At 65.7% G+C, this 19,573-nt stretch carries 16 protein-coding genes; 13 read left to right on the forward strand and 3 right to left on the reverse strand.

Going from position 1 to position 19,573, the window contains the following annotated elements; all coding sequences use genetic code 11:
• Positions 1-74 precede the first annotated feature (74 nt).
• Positions 75-866: a ParA family protein gene (locus tag DFR67_RS21175; protein ID WP_110471475.1), complete on the forward strand. Its 792-nt coding sequence runs from the start codon at positions 75-77 to the stop codon at positions 864-866.
• A 104-nt stretch (positions 867-970) separates the two neighbouring features.
• Here DFR67_RS21175 and DFR67_RS21180 read toward each other — a convergent pair whose 3' ends face one another.
• Positions 971-2,191: an Rv3212 family protein gene (locus DFR67_RS21180; protein WP_110471476.1), complete on the reverse strand. Its 1,221-nt coding sequence runs from the start codon at positions 2,189-2,191 to the stop codon at positions 971-973.
• 23 nt (positions 2,192-2,214) lie between these two features.
• Positions 2,215-3,894, reverse strand: a complete 1,680-nt coding sequence (locus DFR67_RS21185) for a DEAD/DEAH box helicase (RefSeq protein ID WP_211325129.1) — start codon at positions 3,892-3,894, stop codon at positions 2,215-2,217.
• Positions 3,895-4,207: 313 nt separating this feature from the next.
• Between DFR67_RS21185 and DFR67_RS21190 the strand changes: the two genes are divergently transcribed.
• Positions 4,208-4,903 (forward strand): ferritin-like fold-containing protein, encoded by a 696-nt coding sequence (locus DFR67_RS21190; protein WP_110471477.1) that lies wholly within the window; start codon positions 4,208-4,210, stop codon positions 4,901-4,903.
• A 99-nt stretch (positions 4,904-5,002) separates the two neighbouring features.
• Positions 5,003-5,236 (forward strand): DUF3107 domain-containing protein, encoded by a 234-nt coding sequence (locus DFR67_RS21195; protein ID WP_110471555.1) that lies wholly within the window; start codon positions 5,003-5,005, stop codon positions 5,234-5,236.
• A 19-nt stretch (positions 5,237-5,255) separates the two neighbouring features.
• On the opposite strand, the gene fasR is transcribed toward DFR67_RS21195, so the two are convergent.
• Complete coding sequence (gene fasR, locus DFR67_RS21200) at positions 5,256-5,921, reverse strand: HTH-type transcriptional activator FasR (protein WP_110471478.1); 666 nt, start codon at positions 5,919-5,921, stop codon at positions 5,256-5,258.
• Between the two features lie 296 nt (positions 5,922-6,217).
• On the opposite strand from fasR, the gene DFR67_RS21205 reads away from it, so the two are divergent.
• The 10 genes from DFR67_RS21205 (at position 6,218) to DFR67_RS21250 (ending at position 19,519) form a co-directional block, all read left to right on the forward strand.
• Positions 6,218-7,213: a DUF3152 domain-containing protein gene (locus tag DFR67_RS21205; protein ID WP_245938081.1), complete on the forward strand. Its 996-nt coding sequence runs from the start codon at positions 6,218-6,220 to the stop codon at positions 7,211-7,213.
• A gap of 110 nt (positions 7,214-7,323) precedes the next feature.
• Positions 7,324-8,499, forward strand: coding sequence for an adenylyltransferase/sulfurtransferase MoeZ (gene moeZ / locus DFR67_RS21210; RefSeq protein ID WP_110471556.1), 1,176 nt, complete (start codon positions 7,324-7,326; stop codon positions 8,497-8,499).
• A gap of 83 nt (positions 8,500-8,582) precedes the next feature.
• Entirely contained in the window at positions 8,583-9,437 is an 855-nt protein-coding gene (locus tag DFR67_RS21215) for a TIGR02569 family protein (RefSeq protein WP_110471557.1), read from the forward strand.
• A gap of 202 nt (positions 9,438-9,639) precedes the next feature.
• Positions 9,640-11,076, forward strand: coding sequence for a nitrate/nitrite transporter (locus DFR67_RS21220; protein ID WP_110471480.1), 1,437 nt, complete (start codon positions 9,640-9,642; stop codon positions 11,074-11,076).
• Between the two features lie 89 nt (positions 11,077-11,165).
• Positions 11,166-13,223, forward strand: coding sequence for a molybdopterin oxidoreductase family protein (locus tag DFR67_RS21225; protein WP_211325130.1), 2,058 nt, complete (start codon positions 11,166-11,168; stop codon positions 13,221-13,223).
• Positions 13,220-14,671 (forward strand): FAD-dependent oxidoreductase, encoded by a 1,452-nt coding sequence (locus DFR67_RS21230; protein WP_110471482.1) that lies wholly within the window; start codon positions 13,220-13,222, stop codon positions 14,669-14,671. The genes DFR67_RS21225 and DFR67_RS21230 overlap by 4 nt, the downstream gene beginning before the upstream one ends.
• Positions 14,672-14,673: 2 nt before the next feature.
• A complete protein-coding gene (nirB, locus tag DFR67_RS21235; protein ID WP_110471558.1) occupies positions 14,674-17,241 on the forward strand; it encodes a nitrite reductase large subunit NirB in 2,568 nt (855 codons plus the stop codon).
• Positions 17,225-17,614 carry a nitrite reductase small subunit NirD gene (gene nirD / locus DFR67_RS21240; RefSeq protein ID WP_110471483.1) on the forward strand — a complete coding sequence of 130 codons (390 nt, stop codon included), beginning with the start codon at positions 17,225-17,227 and terminating at the stop codon, positions 17,612-17,614. Before nirB ends, nirD begins: the two co-directional genes overlap by 17 nt.
• Before the next feature lie 19 nt (positions 17,615-17,633).
• Positions 17,634-18,803, forward strand: a complete 1,170-nt coding sequence (locus DFR67_RS21245; protein WP_170135256.1) for a uroporphyrinogen-III synthase — start codon at positions 17,634-17,636, stop codon at positions 18,801-18,803.
• The gene (locus DFR67_RS21250; RefSeq protein WP_110471484.1) at positions 18,800-19,519 is read left to right on the forward strand and encodes a sirohydrochlorin chelatase; all 720 of its coding nucleotides are present in this window, start codon (positions 18,800-18,802) and stop codon (positions 19,517-19,519) included. The genes DFR67_RS21245 and DFR67_RS21250 overlap by 4 nt, the downstream gene beginning before the upstream one ends.
• Positions 19,520-19,573: the final 54 nt, after the last annotated feature.

The following is a 19,573-nucleotide window of genomic DNA, read 5'->3' on the forward strand; positions in this document are numbered from 1 at the left end:
CAGACATTCTGCCCGGTTGGCGCATAGGGTCAAGGAAAATGGAGAGTACTGCTAGAGGCGAAGGGGGTCAGGGAATGAGCAAGATACTTGCTGTGGCGAACCAGAAGGGTGGGGTCGCCAAGACCACCACGGTCGTCTCACTGGGTGCGGCGTTGGCCGACATGGGATTGTCGGTGTTGGTAGTCGATTTGGATCCACAAGGCTGCCTTACCTTTTCGCTGGGGCACGACCCGGACAAGCTGACGATTTCGGTCCACGATGTACTGCTCGGGGAGGGTGCGATCGCCGATGCGCTGCTCGACACCGAAGACAAGGTGTCGCTGCTGCCGGCAACCATCGACCTCGCGGGCGCCGAGGCGTTGCTGTTGATGCGCCCGGGCCGCGAGTACGCACTCAAGCGGGCGCTCAAGACCGTTGAGGGTGACTACGACGTGATCATCGTCGACTGCCCGCCGTCGCTGGGTGTTCTCACGCTCAACGGGTTGACCGCTGCCGACGAGGTGATCGTGCCCCTGCAGTGCGAGACGCTGGCCCATCGTGGGGTCGGGCAATTGCTGCGAACCGTGACCGAGGTGCAGCAGATCACCAATCCCGATCTGCAACTGCTGGGAGCGCTGCCGACGTTGTACGACTCGCGCACCACGCACAGCCGCGACGTGTTGGCCGATGTGTCCGACCGCTACGACCTGCCGGTGTTGTCTCCGGCGATTCCGCGCACGGTAAAGTTCGCCGAGGCCTCGGCATCAGGTGTCAGCGTGCTGGGAGGCCGTAAGAACAAGGGGTCCGCGGCGTATCGCGAACTCTCGGAAAACCTGTGGAAACACTGGAACGGCGGCGCAGATCTGGTGACGATCGAAGCGGTCTGACGGCAAGCGCCCGGGCAGGCCGACAAAAGCACACGTTCGAGTCAAAATCACACGTCGGAACGTGTGGTTTTGACTGAAACGTGTGCTTTCGCACTAGCTTTCGGCTAAGGGCTCAGCGCTGAGACGGTCGAACCCCATTGCTGTACCACTTGGTCGCCGATCACACCGAGCGTGATCACCCCGCCGGTGTAGCCATCGCGGGGTACCGGTATCGAGCGGATCGGCTGACCGTCCGCCAGGCTGTGTTCGCTTATCCCGATGGCGCTCGGCAGCAGCAATGAATCGGCCATGACGACTCCGGGCCCCAAGGTCTCGGGCACCTGGAAGCGGGCTTGCAGGGTCTCGGCGTCCAGCACGACAGTTGCCTTGCCGGTCCAGAACGTGATCACACCGCCGTCGGCGACGGGTTTGCTCCGGGCGTCGACGGGACCTCCCAGCAGGGAGGTCCGATTCTGCAGGGTTCCGTCGAAGGCGTAGGTCTCCAGCATCGGCTCGGGCGAGGACACGTACACCGCGATGCTGTTGCCGCCCACCGCGACGACGCGAGGTGGGGATTCGAGATCCGCGGTGATCAGGGTCGACCCGAACTCCTCGAGTTTTTCGTTGCTGTCGAGGGTGGACCCGAGCACGGTGAGGCGATAGCCGGGTTCGATTCCGCAACGTTCGATGATGGCGACCTTCGGGCTGCCGACCGCGCTCGAGACGAGTTCGCAACCCGACCGCGGTTGCGATCCCGGGTTCACCGGGGCGTCGACCCGGCCGTACTCGATGGTCCGGACCAGGTCGCTGCGCCAGATCTCCAGTCGTGTATCACCTTGCGCCAGAAAGTAATCCCGGTCATAGCTGAAGTCGAGGCTGTTGTCGGCGTCGCTGCTACGCGACGTCGCACGCTTCCCCGTCGACCCATACAGGGCAGTGACCTCACTGCATCCCCGGGAGTTGCGGTAGACCGCAATCGCATAATCGCGACCGGACGCGCTCCAGCCGGACACCCCGCACAAGGGCAGGTCGCGGCGGTAAGACCACAGTTGCGTGCCAGACTTCGGGTCATGACCCACGACGGTTCCGCCGTCGCCGGTGACCACGACACCACCGACGATGACCGGGCCGGTGGTGGCCTCGCTCTCGGCCCGCCACGCCTCGGTGTACGAGGCGGGCACCGCTGTCGCCGAGGCGGGCGGCGCCGCAGCGACGGGGGAGGGATCGGACTCGGTGTTCTCGACCGAACTGGTGGCCCAGATGGCGACGCCGGCGACCACCACGATCGCCACGATGATGGCGACGATCAGCAGGTCGACCGGCGTGCGCCGCTCGGGTTTGAGCACCCCAGGTAGCTTGAGCAACCCAGTTACTCCGAGGCGTTACCCACGGTGTCACCGGAGGCCGACGACTTGTCGGCCGATCCGCCGGTGCGTCGGCGGCGACGTCGCCGTGGGCGATCTCCGCCCTCGTGCGTTGCTGACGATCCGGTGTCCGGCGTAGCCGAACCAGCTGCCGATTCTGCGGCGGGTGTGCCGGTCGACGCGACGTCGCCGGTGGTGGCCGCGTCGCTGCTGCCGGAGCGGGTGCGCCGACGCTGACGTGACGCCTGGGACGTCGATTTGCGTTGTCCGGCGAGTTCGCGCTTCTCTCCGCCGCCCGAGCGCCCGCCGCCGGAGCGCGAATTGCGATCCTTGCGGTCGTCGCGCACGACGGCCGGGCCCTGGCCGATCCGACCGGTGGCAGCCTCCGAGATGCCCATCTCCTCACGCAGATGCGGTGAGCTGGAATAGGTTTCGACCGGCTCATCCTTGGCGAGGTCGAGTGCTTTGCTGATCATCTCCCAGCGGTGCAGCTCGTCCCAATCGACCAGGGTGACCGCGATACCGGTACGCCCGGCACGCCCGGTGCGGCCGATGCGGTGGACGTAGGTCTTCTCGTCGTCGGGGCACTGGTAGTTGATGACGTGTGTGACGTCGTCGATGTCGATGCCACGTGCGGCCACGTCGGTGGCGACGAGCACGTTGATGCGGCCCTCACGGAACGCTGTGAGCGCTTTCTCGCGAGCAACCTGCCCGAGGTCGCCGTGTACGGCGCCGACCGCGAAACCGCGTTCGGCGAGATCATCGGCGACCTTCTGCGCTGTGCGCTTGGTGCGCGTGAAAATCATTGTCGCGCCGCGACCTTCGGCCTGCAGGATGCGTGCGACCAGCTCGGCCTTGTCCAGCGCGTGCGCCCGATAGACGTACTGGGTGGTGCGCTCGTGGATGGCGGAATCGTTGGCGTGCTCGGCCCGGATGTGGGTCGGTTTGGTCAAGAAAGTGCGCGCCAGCGTCACGATCGGCCCGGGCATCGTCGCCGAGAACAGCATCGTCTGGCGAGCGTCGGGCAGCGAACTCATGAGGCGCTCGATGTCGGGCAGGAAACCCAGGTCCAGCATCTCGTCGGCCTCGTCGAGCACGAGCACCTGGACCTTGCCCAGGATGAGGTGGCCCTGACGGGCGAGGTCGAGAAGTCGACCCGGGGTGCCGACGACGACGTCGATACCGATCTTGAGTTCGCTGATCTGGTGTTCGAAAGGCCTGCCGCCGAAGATCGACAACAGCCGGATCGGCCGGTTCTGGCCGTCCGCGGTGTCGACGTGCAGACCCTTGGCCGCGATCTCGAGGTCATCGGTCACCTGGATGCAGAGTTCGCGGGTGGGCACGATGATCAGTGCCCGCGGGGTGCCGTCCAGTTTCCAGATGCCACGCTCGCCGGGTTCGGCGGTCGCCTGCGAGACGCGCTGCAGCAGCGGTACGCCGAAACCGAGGGTCTTGCCCATCCCGGTGCGGGCCTGGCCGATGAGGTCGTCGCCTGCCATGGCCAGCGGCAGGGTCAGTTCCTGGATGGCGAAGGTGTTGGTGATGCCGTCGGCGGTGAGGGCGTCGACGATCTCTTGCCGGACGCCGAGCTCGGCGAACGTGGGCGAGACGTGATCTTCGGCCACGATGACGTGCTCTTCTTCGACGATGTCGTCCAACGCGGTGTTCTTGGCTTCTTGTTCGATGTTCAGTTGATTGCCTTTCGCAATGTGCTCCCGCGCGCACTGCAAAGATCAACCGTCAGATCAGCTCACTGGCCGCGGTGCAAAGGCGGACTCGGGCAACCTGCATCTGGTCAAATCGGGCCCAACAGATATCGGACCGCCATCGGTGCGCGCACAAATTCCTGTGAGCCGGCTCATGCGCACGGCCCACCACTGGCAGTGTACGTGGCTCGCGACCTCTCTGTGACATCGGATCATGCAAGACCTGCCGCTGCCTGCCTCCGGGCCTCGGCCGGGCTGCCCCGGAGGCGGCGCGCTGACTACACTCGTCTGCATGTCGTCTGGTTCACAAACGCAGCCCCCGGTGTCCGATGTCGCTGCCGGATCGTCCGCCACTCATCCCGGTATCACCGAACTGTTCGGGGTCTTGGCCTGCGGCGAACTGGCCGCGTTCTACCGGTTGGCGTCGGAGGCCGCGATGGCGCCGGACATGCGTGGGCGGGTCGAGATGGCGAGTATGGCTGCCGCCGAGATGAGCCACTTCGAGATCCTGCAGGAAGCGCTGGCCACTCGCGGCGTGGACGTCTACGAGTCGATCGCGGCGTACAAGCCGGTGCTCGAGAAGTACCACTCGTCGACGGTGCCGAGCAATTGGCATGAGTCGCTGGTCAAGGCGTACGTCGGCGACGGTCTGGCCGCCGACTTCTACATGGAGATCGCCGGCACCTTGCCGAAGGACGCCGAGGCCGTGGTGCGGACGGTGATGGCCGAGACGGGACACTCCGATTTCGCCGTGGCGGCCATTCGTGATGCCGTCGCCGCCGACCCTGCGCTCGCCTCGCCCCTGACCTTGTGGGGCAGGCGGCTACTCGGTGAGGCGATCACCCAGACGCAGTACGTGCTGGCCGGGCAGGAGGCACTCACCGAACTGCTGTTCTCCGTCGAGGCCGACCTCAACCAGATCGTCGACTTCTTCGGCTCGATCCAGGATCGGCATGCACAGCGCATGGCGGATATGGGATTGGGCTGACTGTCCGAGAGTCGGGCAGTGGGGCTAGATTCAGGCCAGCAGGATTGCAAGAGCAAAAGTTAGACCCGAGCGTTCGAACGTATATCTGTGGAGGATTTTGTGGCCGTTGATGTGAAGATCGGGATCACCGACAGCTCTCGCGAAGTGGTTGTACACACCGAGAAGAGCAGCGATGAAGCGCACGCCGCGGTCGAGGCTGCGTTGGCAGGCGACGAGCAGCTGCTGCGTCTGGAAGACGACAAGGGTTCTCGCTACCTGATCCCCGTCACCAAGATCGCTTACGTCGAGGTCGGCGTCTCCGATGCCCGCAAGGTGGGCTTCGGCGCGATCTGAGATCGCGTGAGCTGACGACTCAGGAGAAGCCGTTCGACTGCTGCATCGGCACTCGGGACAATCCGCCCCAGAGCATGGTGACCGTGATGTCGACGGCTTCTTCTTTGGTCACCGGCCGCTTGGCGTCGAGCCAGTGCCGGGCGTTGACCTGGCTGAGGCCGACGAGTCCTGCCGCGAGCATTCGGGAACGATGCGGGTCGAGCCCTGAGTCGTGCATGACCAATCCATACACGGCGTCCACACATGCTTCGGTTGCCCCTTCGACCCGACGGATCGCCGCGGGGTCGAGTGCGTCCGACCGGAAGATCAGCCGATATCCCTGACTGTCCTCGTCGATGAAGTCGAAGAACGCCTGCACCGCCGCACGTACGCGATGACGGTTGTCGGTGGAACTGAGCAGGGCCCCGGTGACGCGGTTGACCATCGATTCGGCATGGGAATCGAGTACGGCGAGGTAGAGATCGAGTTTGCTGGGAAAGTGCTGGTACAGGACAGGTTTGCTGACGCCGGCGTGGACCGCGATCTCGTCCATACCCGCCGAGTGATAGCCCCGTTCGACGAAGATCTCGCTGGCCGCGTCGAGGAGCTGTAACCGCCGAGCGCTGCGTGGCATGCGCACACTGCGCCGGGCCCCACCTGTCGTGGGTGCGTTCACGCCTGTGCCCGCGGCGGCCGATTTGTCCATGGACCGAGCGTATATCTGCTCCCCAGATCCGCCACCGGTGGTTGCGCCTGCCGGGTAACGGCCGGTGCTTGTGAGAAGGTTTACGGGTGACTGGTGCTGGAGGTTCGGGGCCCACGGGTACGCGGCGACCCCGTGACGCGCCGGCTGCCTCAGGCCCGCAGCCGGGAGATCCGCCGCGGCGCCGGCGTGCCCGGACCGAGACCGAAACAAGTGGTCGGGACCACGCCGAACAGGCGCGTCGGAGCGCCGAGCGAGCCCAACGTGCCGCCCGCCGCGAGGCGGAGGCCGATGCGCGGCTGGCGAACCAGCGGACCGACGTCCACCAGCCGACATCGGGTCGGCCTGCCCCCGACCAGCCGCTGCGCGCGCGCTGGGACCCGACGGGAGATCCCGGGCGGCAGCGCGCCGACCGTGACAAGGACCGCAAGAAGCAGAGCGCGATCGGACGGTTCGTCAGCACCTACGGCTGGCGGGCCTACGCGATTCCGGTGCTCGTGGTGCTGACCGTGGTGATGATCGTGCTCACCGTGCAGTCCCATTCCGATGGCGGCTCCAGCGGGTCCGCGAACTCCGACCCGGATGCGGTCCGCAACACCGACGTCAACAACGAGACCACCGCGATCGGGGCGCCGCCGGCCCAGGTGCAGGCCGAGCAACTGCCCGCCGGAGCGCTGCCGAACGGCGGGCCGTTCACCGCGAAGGGCGAAGAGGTCTACCACGTCGTACCCGGGAGCACGCCCCGGATAGGCACCGGCGGCCAGGAGTTCACGTACACGGTCGAGGTCGAGAACGGTCTGGCCTCCGGCGACTTCGGCGGCGACCCCACCTTCGCGAAGCTCGTGGAGACGACGCTGGCGAATCCGAAGAGCTGGATCGGCGACGGGCAGTACTCCTTCCGCCGGATCGACAACGGGGAGCCCGACTTCCGAGTCACCCTGACGTCGCCCGACACCACCCGCGAGCTGTGCGGCTACGAGATCAAGCTCGAGTCGTCGTGCTACTACCCTCCGGAATCCCGCGTGACACTCAACGAGGCACGATGGATCCGTGGCGCCTCGTCCTATCAGGGCGACGATCTCGGGTACCGGCAATATTTGATCAACCACGAGATCGGGCACGCCATCGGCTTCGTCGCACACGAACCCTGCAAGGCGAACCGCGCGTTGGCGCCGGTCATGATGCAGCAGACGTTCGGCACCGCCAACAGCGAGATCATGGCGCTCGATCCGCAGATGAAGGCCGACCGGAGCTTTGTCTGCACGCCCAACCCGTGGCCCTTCCCGGATCGCTGACGAGGCGCCTCCTGGAATCATCACGGGCGCGTATCCGTTATACGAAGGCGTGATGGCCCAGCAGGGATCCATCCGTGGGAAGTGCGCGTGATGAGCGAGAAGAGGTACCCGTGTCCACATTGCCCCCACTGGTCGAGCCGGCCGGAGAACTCACCCGTGACGAGGTGGCCCGTTACAGCAGGCATCTGATCATCCCGGATATCGGTGTCGACGGTCAGAAACGCCTCAAGAACGCGAAGGTGCTCGTCATCGGCGCGGGCGGGCTCGGATCGCCGACCTTGCTCTATCTCGCTGCTGCAGGTGTGGGCACCATAGGTATCGTCGAGTTCGACGAGGTGGACGAGTCGAATCTGCAGCGGCAGGTGATCCACGGACATTCCGACATCGGTCGGCCGAAGGCCGATTCGGCCCGCGACTCCATCCTGGAGATCAATCCGCTCGTGACGGTCCACACCCACAAGTTCAGGCTGGACAACGACAACGCCATCGAACTGTTCCGCCAGTACGACCTCATCGTCGACGGTACGGACAACTTCGCGACGAGATACCTCGTCAACGACGCGGCCGTATTGGCCGGCAAACCGTATGTCTGGGGCTCGATCTACCGGTTCGAGGGACAGGCCTCGGTGTTCTGGGAAGACGCCCCGGGTGGCGTCGGTCTGAACTATCGCGACCTGTATCCCGAAGCTCCGCCGCCCGGCATGGTGCCCTCGTGCGCAGAAGGTGGAGTGCTCGGAATCCTCTGTGCGTCAATCGGTTCGATCATGGGTACCGAGGCGATCAAGCTGATCACGGGGATCGGTGAGACCTTGCTCGGACGCCTGATGGTGTACGACGCGCTCGACATGCGCTACCGGACGATCAATCTCCGGAAGGATCCGCAGGCCCCCGCGATCACGGAACTGATCGACTACGACGCCTTCTGCGGTGTCGTCTCGGACGACGGTGTGTCTGCGGCGGCCGGCTCGACGCTGACCGCGGTCGAGCTCAAGGAACGTCTCGACTCCGGGGAGCGAATCGCTCTCATCGACGTCCGTGAACCGGTCGAGTGGGACATCGTGAAGATCGACGGCGCGACCCTCATCCCCAAGGGGGATATCGAGTCCGGGGAGGGGCTCGCGAAGCTGCCGCACGACCGGCCCGCCGTGCTCTACTGCAAGACGGGCATCCGGTCGGCCGAGGCGCTGGCCGCGGTGAAGAAGGCCGGCTTCGCCGACGCCACCCATCTGCAGGGCGGTATCACGGCGTGGGCCAAGCAGGTCGATTCGAGCCTTCCCGTCTACTGATACGACTCGGGGGCCGGACACCCGCAGCGCCTGCGGGGCTGCGACGCCTCACGCCGGTAACCTGGGTAACCGTGACCTCTGACTTGACCTCCGTCGAGCCGCCGGAGCATGTGCTGCAGACCTTTGGACTGACACAGAACCCGGTGGTGGCACTCGGCGACGGGTGGGAAGGCGGCTGGCGGATCGGCGAGACCGTGTTGTCGTTGGTCCCCGACCATGCGCGGGCGGCCTGGTCGGCAAAGGTGCGCGAGGCCCTCTATGTCGACGGCGTCCGGATCGCTCGACCGGTTCGCTCCTCCGATGGGCGTTACGTGGTGTCGGGGTGGCGCGCCGACACGTACATCGCAGGCACCCCCGAACCCCGCTACGACGAGGTGGTCTCGCTGGCCGATCGGCTGCACGAGGTCACTGCCGAACTGGAACGTCCTCGGTTCCTGATGCAGCCACCGGCGCCGCCCTACACCGACGTCGACGTATTCACCGCCTCTGATCGGGCCGCCTGGGATGACGTCCCGATGCGATCGGCGCGGGCCGCGGGCATGGGCGATCCGACGTCGCCGGACGGCGTCACCAGCCTCGAGATCTTGCACAACCTGGCCACGCTACGGAAAAAGGTCGAGTCACCGTCGCAGTTGGTGCACGGAGATCTGTTCGGCACCGTGCTGTTCGCCGGCGCGGCGGCGCCCGGGATCACCGACATCACGCCGTACTGGCGACCGGCGTCGTGGGCGGCGGCCGTGGTGGTCGTCGACGCCCTTGCCTGGGGTGGCGCCGACGACGCCCTCATCGAACGGTGGGGTGATCTGCCGGAGTGGCCGCAGATGATGTTGCGGGCCGTGATGTTCAGGCTGGCCGTCCACGCGTTACATCCGAGATCCACCGCCGGAGCCCTGCCGGGCCTCAAACGAGTCTCCGACATGGTCAGGTTCCTCGTCTAGCAAGACTGTCACCTGCAGTTATGCTGCGACGGTCGGGCGCCGGCGCGGACATCTCGACTTCTCTTCTCACCTCTGCGGCGGGGGAGATGTGAGAACACTGTGATTGTTCGGTCACTGATTGCAAAATTGCGGCAACACCGGTTTCCTACCGTTCTCCTCAAGTCAACCCGGCTCATGCGCCGGACCTACGAGGAGGACGCCTGTGACCGTTTCGGGCACACAACGCAAGCACTACATCACTGATTGGGACCCAGAAGATGTCGAGGCGTGGGACAAGGGCAACGCCGCGATCGCCAAGCGCAACCTCGTCTGGTCGATCATCTGCGAGCATGTCGGCTTCTCGATCTGGTCCATGTTCTCCGCGCTGGCACTGCTCATGGGTCCCCAGTACGGCATCAGCCTCGATCAGAAGTTCGTGATCGGCGCGACCGCGACCTTCGTCGGCTCCTGTCTGCGCATCCCGTATACCCAGGCCACTGCGATCTTCGGTGGACGCAACTGGGCCATCTTCTCCGCAGTCGTCCTGATGATCCCCACCGGCCTGACCCTGATGCTCATGATGAACCCCGGTGAGTTCGGGTTCGGCTGGTTCCTCTTCGTCGCAGCGCTCACCGGTTTCGGTGGCGGCAACTTCGCCTCGTCGATGACCAACATCAACGCCTTCTACCCACAGCGGCTCAAAGGCTGGGCGCTGGGGCTCAACGCAGGTGGCGGCAACATCGGTGTCCCCGCAATCCAGTTGGTCGGCCTCTTCGTGATCTGGATCGCTTCTGACAAGCCCGAGATCCTCTGTGCCATCTACCTGGTGCTCCTCGCGGTCGCCGGTGTCGGAGCAGCGATCTACATGGACAACCTGGATCACCAGACCTCCAGTGGCCGGGCGATGCTCGACACGTTGAAGTACAAGGACACCTGGTTGATCTCGTTGCTCTACGTCGGCACGTTCGGCTCGTTCATCGGCTTCGGTTTCGCGTTCAGTCAGGTGCTCAACATCTCGTTCACAGCGAACGGGGCCACCAAACCGGCTCTCGCCGCAGCCCAGATCGCCTGGATCGGACCACTTCTCGGCTCGATCTCACGTCCCTACGGCGGCAAACTCGCCGATAGGATCGGTGGGGGCAAGATCACCATGTACTGCTTCGCGGCGATGATCGCGGCGTCGTCGATCCTGGTGGTGGCCAGCGCGATGTCCGACGCCAACGACAAGAAGATCACCGGCGGCACCCTGACGGCCTTCGTGGTCGGGTTCGTGTTGCTCTTCATCATCTCCGGTATCGCGAACGGCTCTGTGTACAAGATCATCCCGGCCATCTGGGAGCACAAGGCAAAGATCAATCCGGGGCTCAACACCCTCGGCAAGGCAAATTGGTCGCGCTCGATGTCAGGTGCACTCATCGGTATCGCAGGCGCGTTCGGTGGCCTCGGCGGGGTGGCCATCAACCTGGTGCTGCGGGACAGTTACAAGTCGAATCAGTCTGCGACGCAGGCCTTCGCGATCTTCATGGCGTTCTATGTGGTCGCCGCGCTGGTGACCTGGTGGTTCTACGTGCGGCGCTCCATCGAGACGCCGTCGAACAGTGCTGCGACGTCCGACGCTCCGACCGCCGATCCTGCCAACCCGGCGCCTGTCATCCCGTGACCGCGGAAGCGTTGTCGGTTCCGGCCGTGGTCGCGGCGGCCCCGGCGGGGACGAAGACCCATTGTCCGTACTGTGGTCTGCAGTGCGCGATGAAGATCAGCGGCAACGGCGCCGCTGACGCCGAGGTGGCCCCGCGGCAGTTCCCGACCAACAAGGGCGGGTTGTGCCAGAAGGGTTGGACGGCGGCCGAGGTGCTGCGCAACCCGAACCGGCTGACAACGCCTCTGGTCCGCCGCGACGGCGTCCTGACCCCGACCACGTGGGACGATGCGCTCGATGTGGTCGCGTCGGGGTTCGCGAGAGCGCGCCGTGAGCACGGTGCGGACGCCGTCGGCATCTTCGGTGGCGGTGGGCTGACCAACGAGAAGGCGTACCAACTGGGCAAGTTCGCCCGGGTCGCGTTGGGCACGTCGAACATCGATTACAACGGTCGGTTCTGCATGAGTTCGGCGGCCGCGGCAGGCATCAAGTCGTTCGGACTCGATCGGGGTCTGCCGTTCCCGCTCGCCGACATCGGATTCGCGCGGGCCATCGTGATCCTCGGTGGCAACGTCGCCGAGACGATGCCGCCCATGGTCGGTCATCTGATGACCGCTGCCCGGGCGGGTGGGCTGGTGGTGGCAGATCCGCGCCGCACCGCCACGGTCGAACGTGCGGTCGCCGACGGCGGAGTACACCTGCAATTGGCCCCGGGCACCGACATGCTGTTGGCCTTGGGGATGGCCCACATCGCGGTGACCGAGGGATACGCCGACCTCGACTACATCGCCGACCGCACCTCGGGATTCGACGACTTCTGGCGTGTTGCCGGCCAATGGTGGCCGGAGCGGGCCGAGCGCGTCACCGGGGTGCCGGTCGCCGCGATGCGGCGGACCGTGGCCTTGCTCGCCGCGTCCCGCGACAACGGAACCGGCGCTTACATTCTCACCGCGCGTGGCGCGGAACAGCATTCGACAGGGACCGACACCGTCAGCGCGGTGATCGGGTTGTCGCTGCTGCTCGGGCTGTGTGGCCGCAAGGGTAGCGGTTACGGCTGCATCACCGGCCAGGGCAACGGGCAAGGTGGCCGCGAGCACGGCCAGAAGGCCGACCAGCTCCCGGGCTACCGCAAGATCGCCGACCCCGCCGCGCGTGCGCACGTCGCGAAGGTGTGGGGCATCGACCCCGATGACCTGCCGGGGCCTGGACAGAGCGCCTATGAACTTCTCGAATCGCTGGGCCGGCCGGGAGGGCCCAAGATGTTGATGGTCCACGGGGCCAACCTGGCGGTGTCCGCCCCGCGGGCAGGACATATCGTCGATCGGCTGGCGTCCCTGGACATGTTGGTGGTCAACGACTTCCTCCTCTCCGAGACCGCCGCCATGGCCGATGTGGTCCTTCCCGTCCTGCAATGGGCAGAGGAAGAGGGCACCATGACCTCGCTCGAGGGACGCGTGCTGCGCCGGCGGCAGGCTGTGCCGGTGGCCGAGGGAGCCCGGAGCGAACTCGAGGTCCTCTCGGAGTTGGCGATCCGGCTGGGGCAGCCTGCGGAGCGTTTTCCGACGGATCCCCGCGTGGTCTTCGACGAGCTCCGCAGGGCGTCGGCCGGCGGGCCTGCCGACTACACCGGTGTCACCTACGAACGTCTTGACAACGATGAGGCGATCCACTGGCCGTGTCCCGAGGTAGGTCATCCCGGCACCCCCCGGATGTTCCTGCAACGCTTCGCCACCGACGACGGTCGAGCGAAGTTCGTGGCGGTCGACCACCATGGACCCACCGAACCGGTCGATGCGGAGTTCCCCCTGGTGTGCACCACGGGCCGGGTCCTCACGCACTACCAGTCCGGTGCGCAGACCAGGCACGTCAAAGCCCTTGCGGACGCGGCGGGACCGATGTTCGTCGAGGTGAACACCGATACCGCGGAGCGACTCGGAATCGCCGATGGAGCACAGGTCTTGATGACCTCCCGACGCGGGTCGGCAACCGCCGCCGCCCGCTGCGTCGATTCGCTGCGACCGGACACCGTGTTCCTGCCGTTCCATTACGCCGGGGACCAGCGCGCAAACCTGCTGACCAACCCCGCCCTCGATCCGACCAGCCGCATGCCTGAGTTCAAGGCCTGCGCCGTGCGGCTCGAAGCGCTCGAAGCAGTGGAGGTCCAGTGACCACGCGCGTGGTGATCATCGGTAACGGGATGGCCGGGGCCCGCCTCCAAGAGGAGCTACACCGGCTCGACCCCATGGGTGCTCAGGTGACCAGTGTGGTGATCGGTGACGAGCCGAACGCCGCTTACAACCGCATTTTGATGTCGAATGTGGTTGCGGGTCGGATTCGCCCTGCCGACACCATGATCCGCGCAGCGGGCTGGTATGCCGAGCGCAATCTCGAGACTCACACCGGGGTCCGGGTCACATCGATCGACAGGGACGCCCGCCGCGTGCACTGCGACGACGGCACCGTACATCACTACGACCGGCTCGTCTTTGCCACCGGCAGCAGGGCTTTCATCCCGCCCATCGACGGTGCGATCACGGAGACCGGTGCCCCGATCCCTGGCGTCATCGCCTTCCGCAACCTCGCCGATTGTGAAGCCATCGTCTCGGCTCTGCAAGAGGACACGCGCGTCGTCGTGGTCGGCGGTGGCCTGCTCGGCCTGGAGGCGGCCCGCGGTGCTCTGCTGCGCGGCGCCCAGGTGACGGTGGTTCACCCGCGGGCGTACCCGATGGAGAAGCAGATGGATGCCGCCGGTGGCGCGGTGCTGTCCCGGGTGCTGCGTGAGATCGGGATGGACGTGGTGCTCGGCACCCGGGTGACCGCAGTGCGCGATACACCCGGCAGCGGCCGTGAAGTGGTGCTCGCAGACGGGTCGACGCTGGGAGCGGACCTTGTGATCGTCACCGCCGGGATCGCGCCCAACATCGAACTCGCCGCCGAGGCAGACATCGCCACCGAGCGAGGCATCCTCGTCGACGACCAGCTGCGGACGAGCGATCGGGCAGTCTTCGCGATCGGTGAATGCGCCCAGCATCGCGATATCGTCTACGGTCTGGTGCAACCGGGGTGGGAGATGGCCGAGACCGTCGCACAGAACCTACTCACCCGCGAACCGACCGGATACGAAGGTACGCAGCAGATCCTGCGCCTCAAAGCCCACGACATCGATCTCGCGTCGATGGGCGAGGTCGACACCGACCCGAGCGACCTCGAGGCCGAGGTGCTGACCCTTTCGGACCCACATCGTGGTCGCTACGCCAAAGTAGTTGTGCGCAAAGAACGATTGGTCGGGGCTGTCCTGCTCGGCAATCCCGAGGTCGTAGGGACGATCACTCAGCTGTTCGATTCGGGTGCGCCGGTGCCCACCGACCGGATGACGTTGCTGCTCGGCCATCTGACCGGCGGTGCAACCGAATCCGCCAGCCCGGCGCAGATGCCCGGCGAAGCCATCATCTGTCGCTGCAACACGGTGTCCAAGAAGAACCTCACCGACGCCTGGCGCAAAGGAGCGCGCAACCCGCTCGCGATGGCAGAGGCAACACGTGCCACCACTGGTTGCGGGAGTTGCGAATCGGTGGTCGAAGGATTGTGCGAGTGGCTGGCAACAGCCGATGCGTGAAAATGACGAAGGAGTACAGCGTGCCCAGTAAGACAGTAGTTGTGGTCGGCCACGGAATGGTCGGGCACCGATTCGTCCAAGAACTTCGGGAGCGGGATGTCACCGATCAGTGGCAGATCGTCGTCGTCTGCGAGGAGCCCATCCCCGCGTATGACCGGGTGGGCCTGTCGTCCTACGTCGACAGCTGGGATCCCGCTGCCCTGGCGTTGGACGGGAACACCTATCCGGGTGATCCTCTGGTCCACCTGCTGACCGGTCGCCGCGTTGCGCGTATCAACCGGGTGTCGCGGACGGCGGTGCTCGAGGACGACTCCAGCATCGTCTTCGATGCCCTTGTGCTGGCCACCGGTTCGTATCCCTTCGTGCCCCCTGTGGCGGGTTCGGATTCCGAGAACTGTTTTGTGTACCGCACTCTCGACGATCTCGACAAGATCCGCGCCCGCGCGGAGGCTGCACCTGATGGCGCGAAAGCCGTGGTGGTCGGCGGTGGCCTGCTCGGCCTCGAGGCGGCGAACGCGCTCAAACTCCTGGGTCTGGCGCCACACGTGGTCGAGTTCGCGCCTCGGCTGATGCCGTTGCAGGTCGACGAGGGCGGTGGGGCGCTGCTCGCGAATCTGGTCGAGGGGCTGGGCGTGGCAGTACACGCAGGCGTCGGGACCAGTGCGATCGAGCAGCACGACGACGGGATGATGACGGTCACGTTGTCCGATGAGAGCACCATCGATGATGCTGCGCTGCTGGTCTTCTCGGCCGGCGTCCGACCCCGCGATCAGCTGGCACGAGACGCCGACCTCGCCGTGGGGGAGCGCGGCGGCGTACTCGTCGACGACGGCTGCCGCACGGCTGACCCCGACATCTACGCCATCGGCGAGGTGGCCGCGGTGAACGGCCGTTGCTACGGCCTGGTGGCGCCCGGCTATCACACCGCCGAGGTGGTCGCCGACCGCCTGCTCGGAGGACATTCGCAGTTCCCGGGTGCAGACCTCTCGACGAAACTCAAACTCCTCGGCGTGGACGTGGCCAGCTTCGGAGATGCGATGGGCACCACCGAAGGTGCACTCGAGGTGGTCTTCAACGACCCCGTGGCTGGGACGTACGCGAAAGTGGTGGTCTCGGACGACGCGAAGACCCTACTCGGTGGGGTACTCGTCGGTGACGCCACGCAATACGCGCTGCTCAAACCGATGGTCGGCGGCCCGGTGCCCGGCGACCCGGCAGCGCTGATCGCGCCCGCAGCGGGTGAAGGTGTGGGGATCTCGGCATTGCCCGACAGTGCAGAGATCTGCTCGTGCAACGGTGTCAGCAAGGGCGACATCTGTGGCGCGATAGCCCATGGCGCTCAGGATGTCTCGGCTGTCAAAACGTGCACCAAGGCCGGCACCACCTGCGGAGGCTGCATACCGTCGATCACGAGACTCCTCGCGGACTCGGGCGTCGAGATCTCCAAGTCCCTGTGTGAGCACTTCTCGCAGTCGCGCAGCGAGCTGTTCGAGATCGTGCAGGCCACCGGTATCCGTACGTTCAGCGACCTGGTGGCGCGGCACGGCACCGGCGCGGGGTGCGAGATCTGCAAGCCCACGGTCGCCTCGATCCTGGCGTCGACGTCCAGCGATCACATCCTGGCCGGGGAGCAGGCCGGGTTGCAGGACACCAATGACCATTTCCTGGCGAACATCCAGAAGAACGGCACCTATTCGGTGGTGCCGCGTATGCCGGGCGGAGAGGTGACGCCGGATCAATTGATCGTGATCGGTCAGGTCGCCAAGGACTTCGGCCTGTACACCAAGGTCACCGGTGGGCAGCGGATCGATCTGTTCGGTGCGCGGGTCGAAGAATTACCGCTGATCTGGCGCCGCCTGGTCGAGGCCGGGATGGAGTCGGGGCAGGCGTACGGCAAGAGTCTGCGCACAGTGAAGAGCTGTGTCGGCAGTACCTGGTGCCGTTACGGGGTCCAGGACTCGGTGGGAATGGCTGTTGATCTCGAAAGGCGTTACCGCGGTTTGCGTTCACCCCACAAGATCAAGTTCGGGGTGTCCGGGTGTGCACGGGAGTGTGCGGAGGCACGGGGCAAGGATGTCGGCGTCATCGCTACCGAACACGGCTGGAATCTGTATGTCGGCGGCAACGGCGGTCAGAGTCCGGCACACGCCCAGTTGCTGGCCTCCGGGATCGACGATGAGACCCTCGTCGCCTACATCGACCGGTATCTGATGTTCTACATCCGGACCGCTGACCGCCTGCAGCGCACCGCCCCCTGGATCGCCGGCCTCGAAGGTGGCCTGGATCACCTCAAAGCCGTTGTGTGTGATGACAGTCTCGGCATCGCCGCCGAGCTCGAGTCGGCAATGGCGCAGCACGTGGCCGGCTACAAGGACGAATGGGCAGGGGTGCTCGACGACGAGGAAAAACTGTCCAGGTTCGTCTCCTTCGTCAATGCACCCGCCGAGCCCGACCCAACCATCGAGTTCTCGGAGGGTGCCGGCCGCAAAGTGCCGGTACTCTTGGGAACACCGCAGCCCGGCGCAGCCCGCCGGCGAACGGAGGAATCTGACGATGAGTCTCGTCGATGACACACGCGCGACCGATGTCGCGACCAGCTGGACAGACGCGTGCCGCCTCGGCCAACTGGTGCCGGGCCGGGGTGTCGCCGTGCTGTTGCCCGATGGCGAGCAGGTAGCCCTGTTCCTGGTGCCGGACCTGCATGGCACGGAGGAAGCCGGGCCGAGACTGTACGCCGTCGGCAACATCGATCCGTTCGGACAGGCGGCAGTGATGTCGCGGGGGCTGGTCGGTGACCGGTCCGGCGAACCGACCGTCGCGTCCCCACTACTCAAGCAGGTCTTCTCCCTGGTGGACGGACGCTGTCTGAGCGACGAGAATGTATCTTTGCCCGTCTACGACGTGCGTGTAGAGGCCGACCTGATCCAGGTCAGGTCCGGATAGCGTGAAGCATGGAGGTGCTGTGAAAGCGGGTGACCGGCCAACCGAATGCGAGACCGGACCATTGACCGGGTTCACGATCGGGATCACGGCTGCGCGCCGTGCCGACGAGTTCGCCGCGTTGCTGGAGAGACGTGGCGCGCAGGTCGAGCATGCGCCGGCCATTCAGATCATTCCACTGGCCGATGACGCAGAACTGCGGTCGGTCACTGAGTTGATCGTTGCCGATCCACCCGAAATCGTGGTTGCCACAACCGGTATCGGTTTCCGGGGCTGGATGGAGGCTGCCGAGGACTGGGGGATTGCCGAGAGTCTGATCGGCTCGCTCGAGCGCTCACGGGTCCTTGCCCGAGGGCCGAAGGCGAAAGGTGCGATCCGTGCCGGAGGGTTGCGGGAGGAATGGTCACCGCCCAACGAGTCGTCGAGCGAGGTTCTCGAGCATCTTCTCGACGAGGGAGTCGAGGGGACCCGTATCGGCGTCCAGTTGCACGGTGCGACCACCGAGTGGGAGCCATTGCCGGACTTCTGCGAGGTGCTGCGTGAGGCGGGCGCCGAGGTGTTGCCGATCCCGGTGTACCGGTGGTTGCCACCTCGCGACACCACGGCCATCGATCAGATGATCTCCCAGATCATCAACTTCGACCTCGACGCGGTGTCGTTCACCAGCGCACCTGCCGTCGCATCGATGCTCGGGCGCGCACAGGACACCGGTCGACTGGAACCGTTTCTCGAGGCACTGCGGACCGATGTGCACGCGATGTGCGTCGGGTCCATCACAGCCGGACCCCTGGCCGCGTTGCGCGTACCGACCTCGCGACCGGCTCGTTACCGGCTGGGTGCACTCGCCAGGCACATCACCGAGGAACTGCCGCGGCGGGTTCCCACGTTTCGCGTCGCAGGTCACGACATGAGTATCCGGAGCCGGTCCGTGATGGTCGATGCCGCGCTTCGGCCCTTGTCCCCGGCCGGGCTGACCTTGCTCAAGGCTCTGGCCCGCAGGCCGGGCCGAGTGGTGTCGCGCCAGGCCTTGCTCACCGAACTCCCGGGCGGTGGCGACGACACCCATGCGGTCGAGACGGCGATGGCCAGGCTGCGGGCGGGACTCGGTGATTCGCGAATGATCCAGACCGTCGTCAAGCGCGGCTATCGGTTGTCCGTCGATGTCGAGTACGAGGAGGGGGAGGGCACATGAACATCAGAGAATCGCTGAGCATCGCGGGTATCGGTGCCACCCCGATCCTGGTTGCTCACGGCACCCGTTCGAAACACGGCGTTGCCATGATCGCCGATCTGGCCGAGAAGGTGTCGGCGCAGATCGGGACCACGCGCGTGGCATTCGTCGACGTGCTGGGGCCGTCGCCGTCGGAGGTCCTCGGTGAGGTCGACGGCCCGGCGATCGTCGTTCCGGCGTTTCTGGCAGAGGGATATCACGTCCGCAAGGATCTGCCTGACCACGTCGAAGCCAGCGGACATCCGGCGACGTCGGTCTCGCGGGCACTGGGTCCTGATCCGGAGCTCGCCCGGGTCCTCGCGCAGCGTTTGACCGAATGTGGTTGGCGCCGCGGCGACTCGGTGGTCTTGGCTGCGGCCGGTTCGTCGGACCTGTTCGCGCTCGGGCAGGTTCGCCGAGCAGCGAATCTGTTGGGAGCGATGATCGGTGAGCGTGTCCCGGTGGGGTACGTCGCCACCGCGAGTCCGCGGATCGCGGACGTGGTGGCCGAAACGCGCTCTCGCACCGGTCGTCGGGTGTTCATCGCCTCATATCTGTTGGCGCATGGTCTTTTTCATGATCGGCTGCACGCTGCGGGAGCAGATGGCGTCGCGCAGCCGCTCGGTGCCGACCCCCGAGTGGTCGACCTCGTCGTCCGCCGCATGCGATCGGTCCGCCCGGTGGTTGCGAACTCCTGACCCCGCCTCCCGAAAATGGGTCATTTTGGCGAACAAAACACCAGGTGGGGGCCG

The organism is Williamsia limnetica (genome assembly GCF_003217475.1).
Lineage (GTDB): Bacteria > Actinomycetota > Actinomycetes > Mycobacteriales > Mycobacteriaceae > Williamsia > Williamsia limnetica.

Coding starts and splice junctions, on each gene's coding strand:
- DFR67_RS21175 (WP_110471475.1), top strand. CDS start 75: ATGAGCAAGATACTTGCTGTGGCGAACCAGAAGGGTGGGGTCGCCAAG.
- DFR67_RS21250 (WP_110471484.1), top strand. CDS start 18,800: ATGAACATCAGAGAATCGCTGAGCATCGCGGGTATCGGTGCCACCCCG.
- DFR67_RS21225 (WP_211325130.1), top strand. CDS start 11,166: ATGAAGATCAGCGGCAACGGCGCCGCTGACGCCGAGGTGGCCCCGCGG.
- nirB (WP_110471558.1), top strand. CDS start 14,674: ATGACGAAGGAGTACAGCGTGCCCAGTAAGACAGTAGTTGTGGTCGGC.
- nirD (WP_110471483.1), top strand. CDS start 17,225: ATGAGTCTCGTCGATGACACACGCGCGACCGATGTCGCGACCAGCTGG.
- fasR (WP_110471478.1), bottom strand. CDS start 5,921: ATGGACAAATCGGCCGCCGCGGGCACAGGCGTGAACGCACCCACGACA.
- DFR67_RS21190 (WP_110471477.1), top strand. CDS start 4,208: ATGTCGTCTGGTTCACAAACGCAGCCCCCGGTGTCCGATGTCGCTGCC.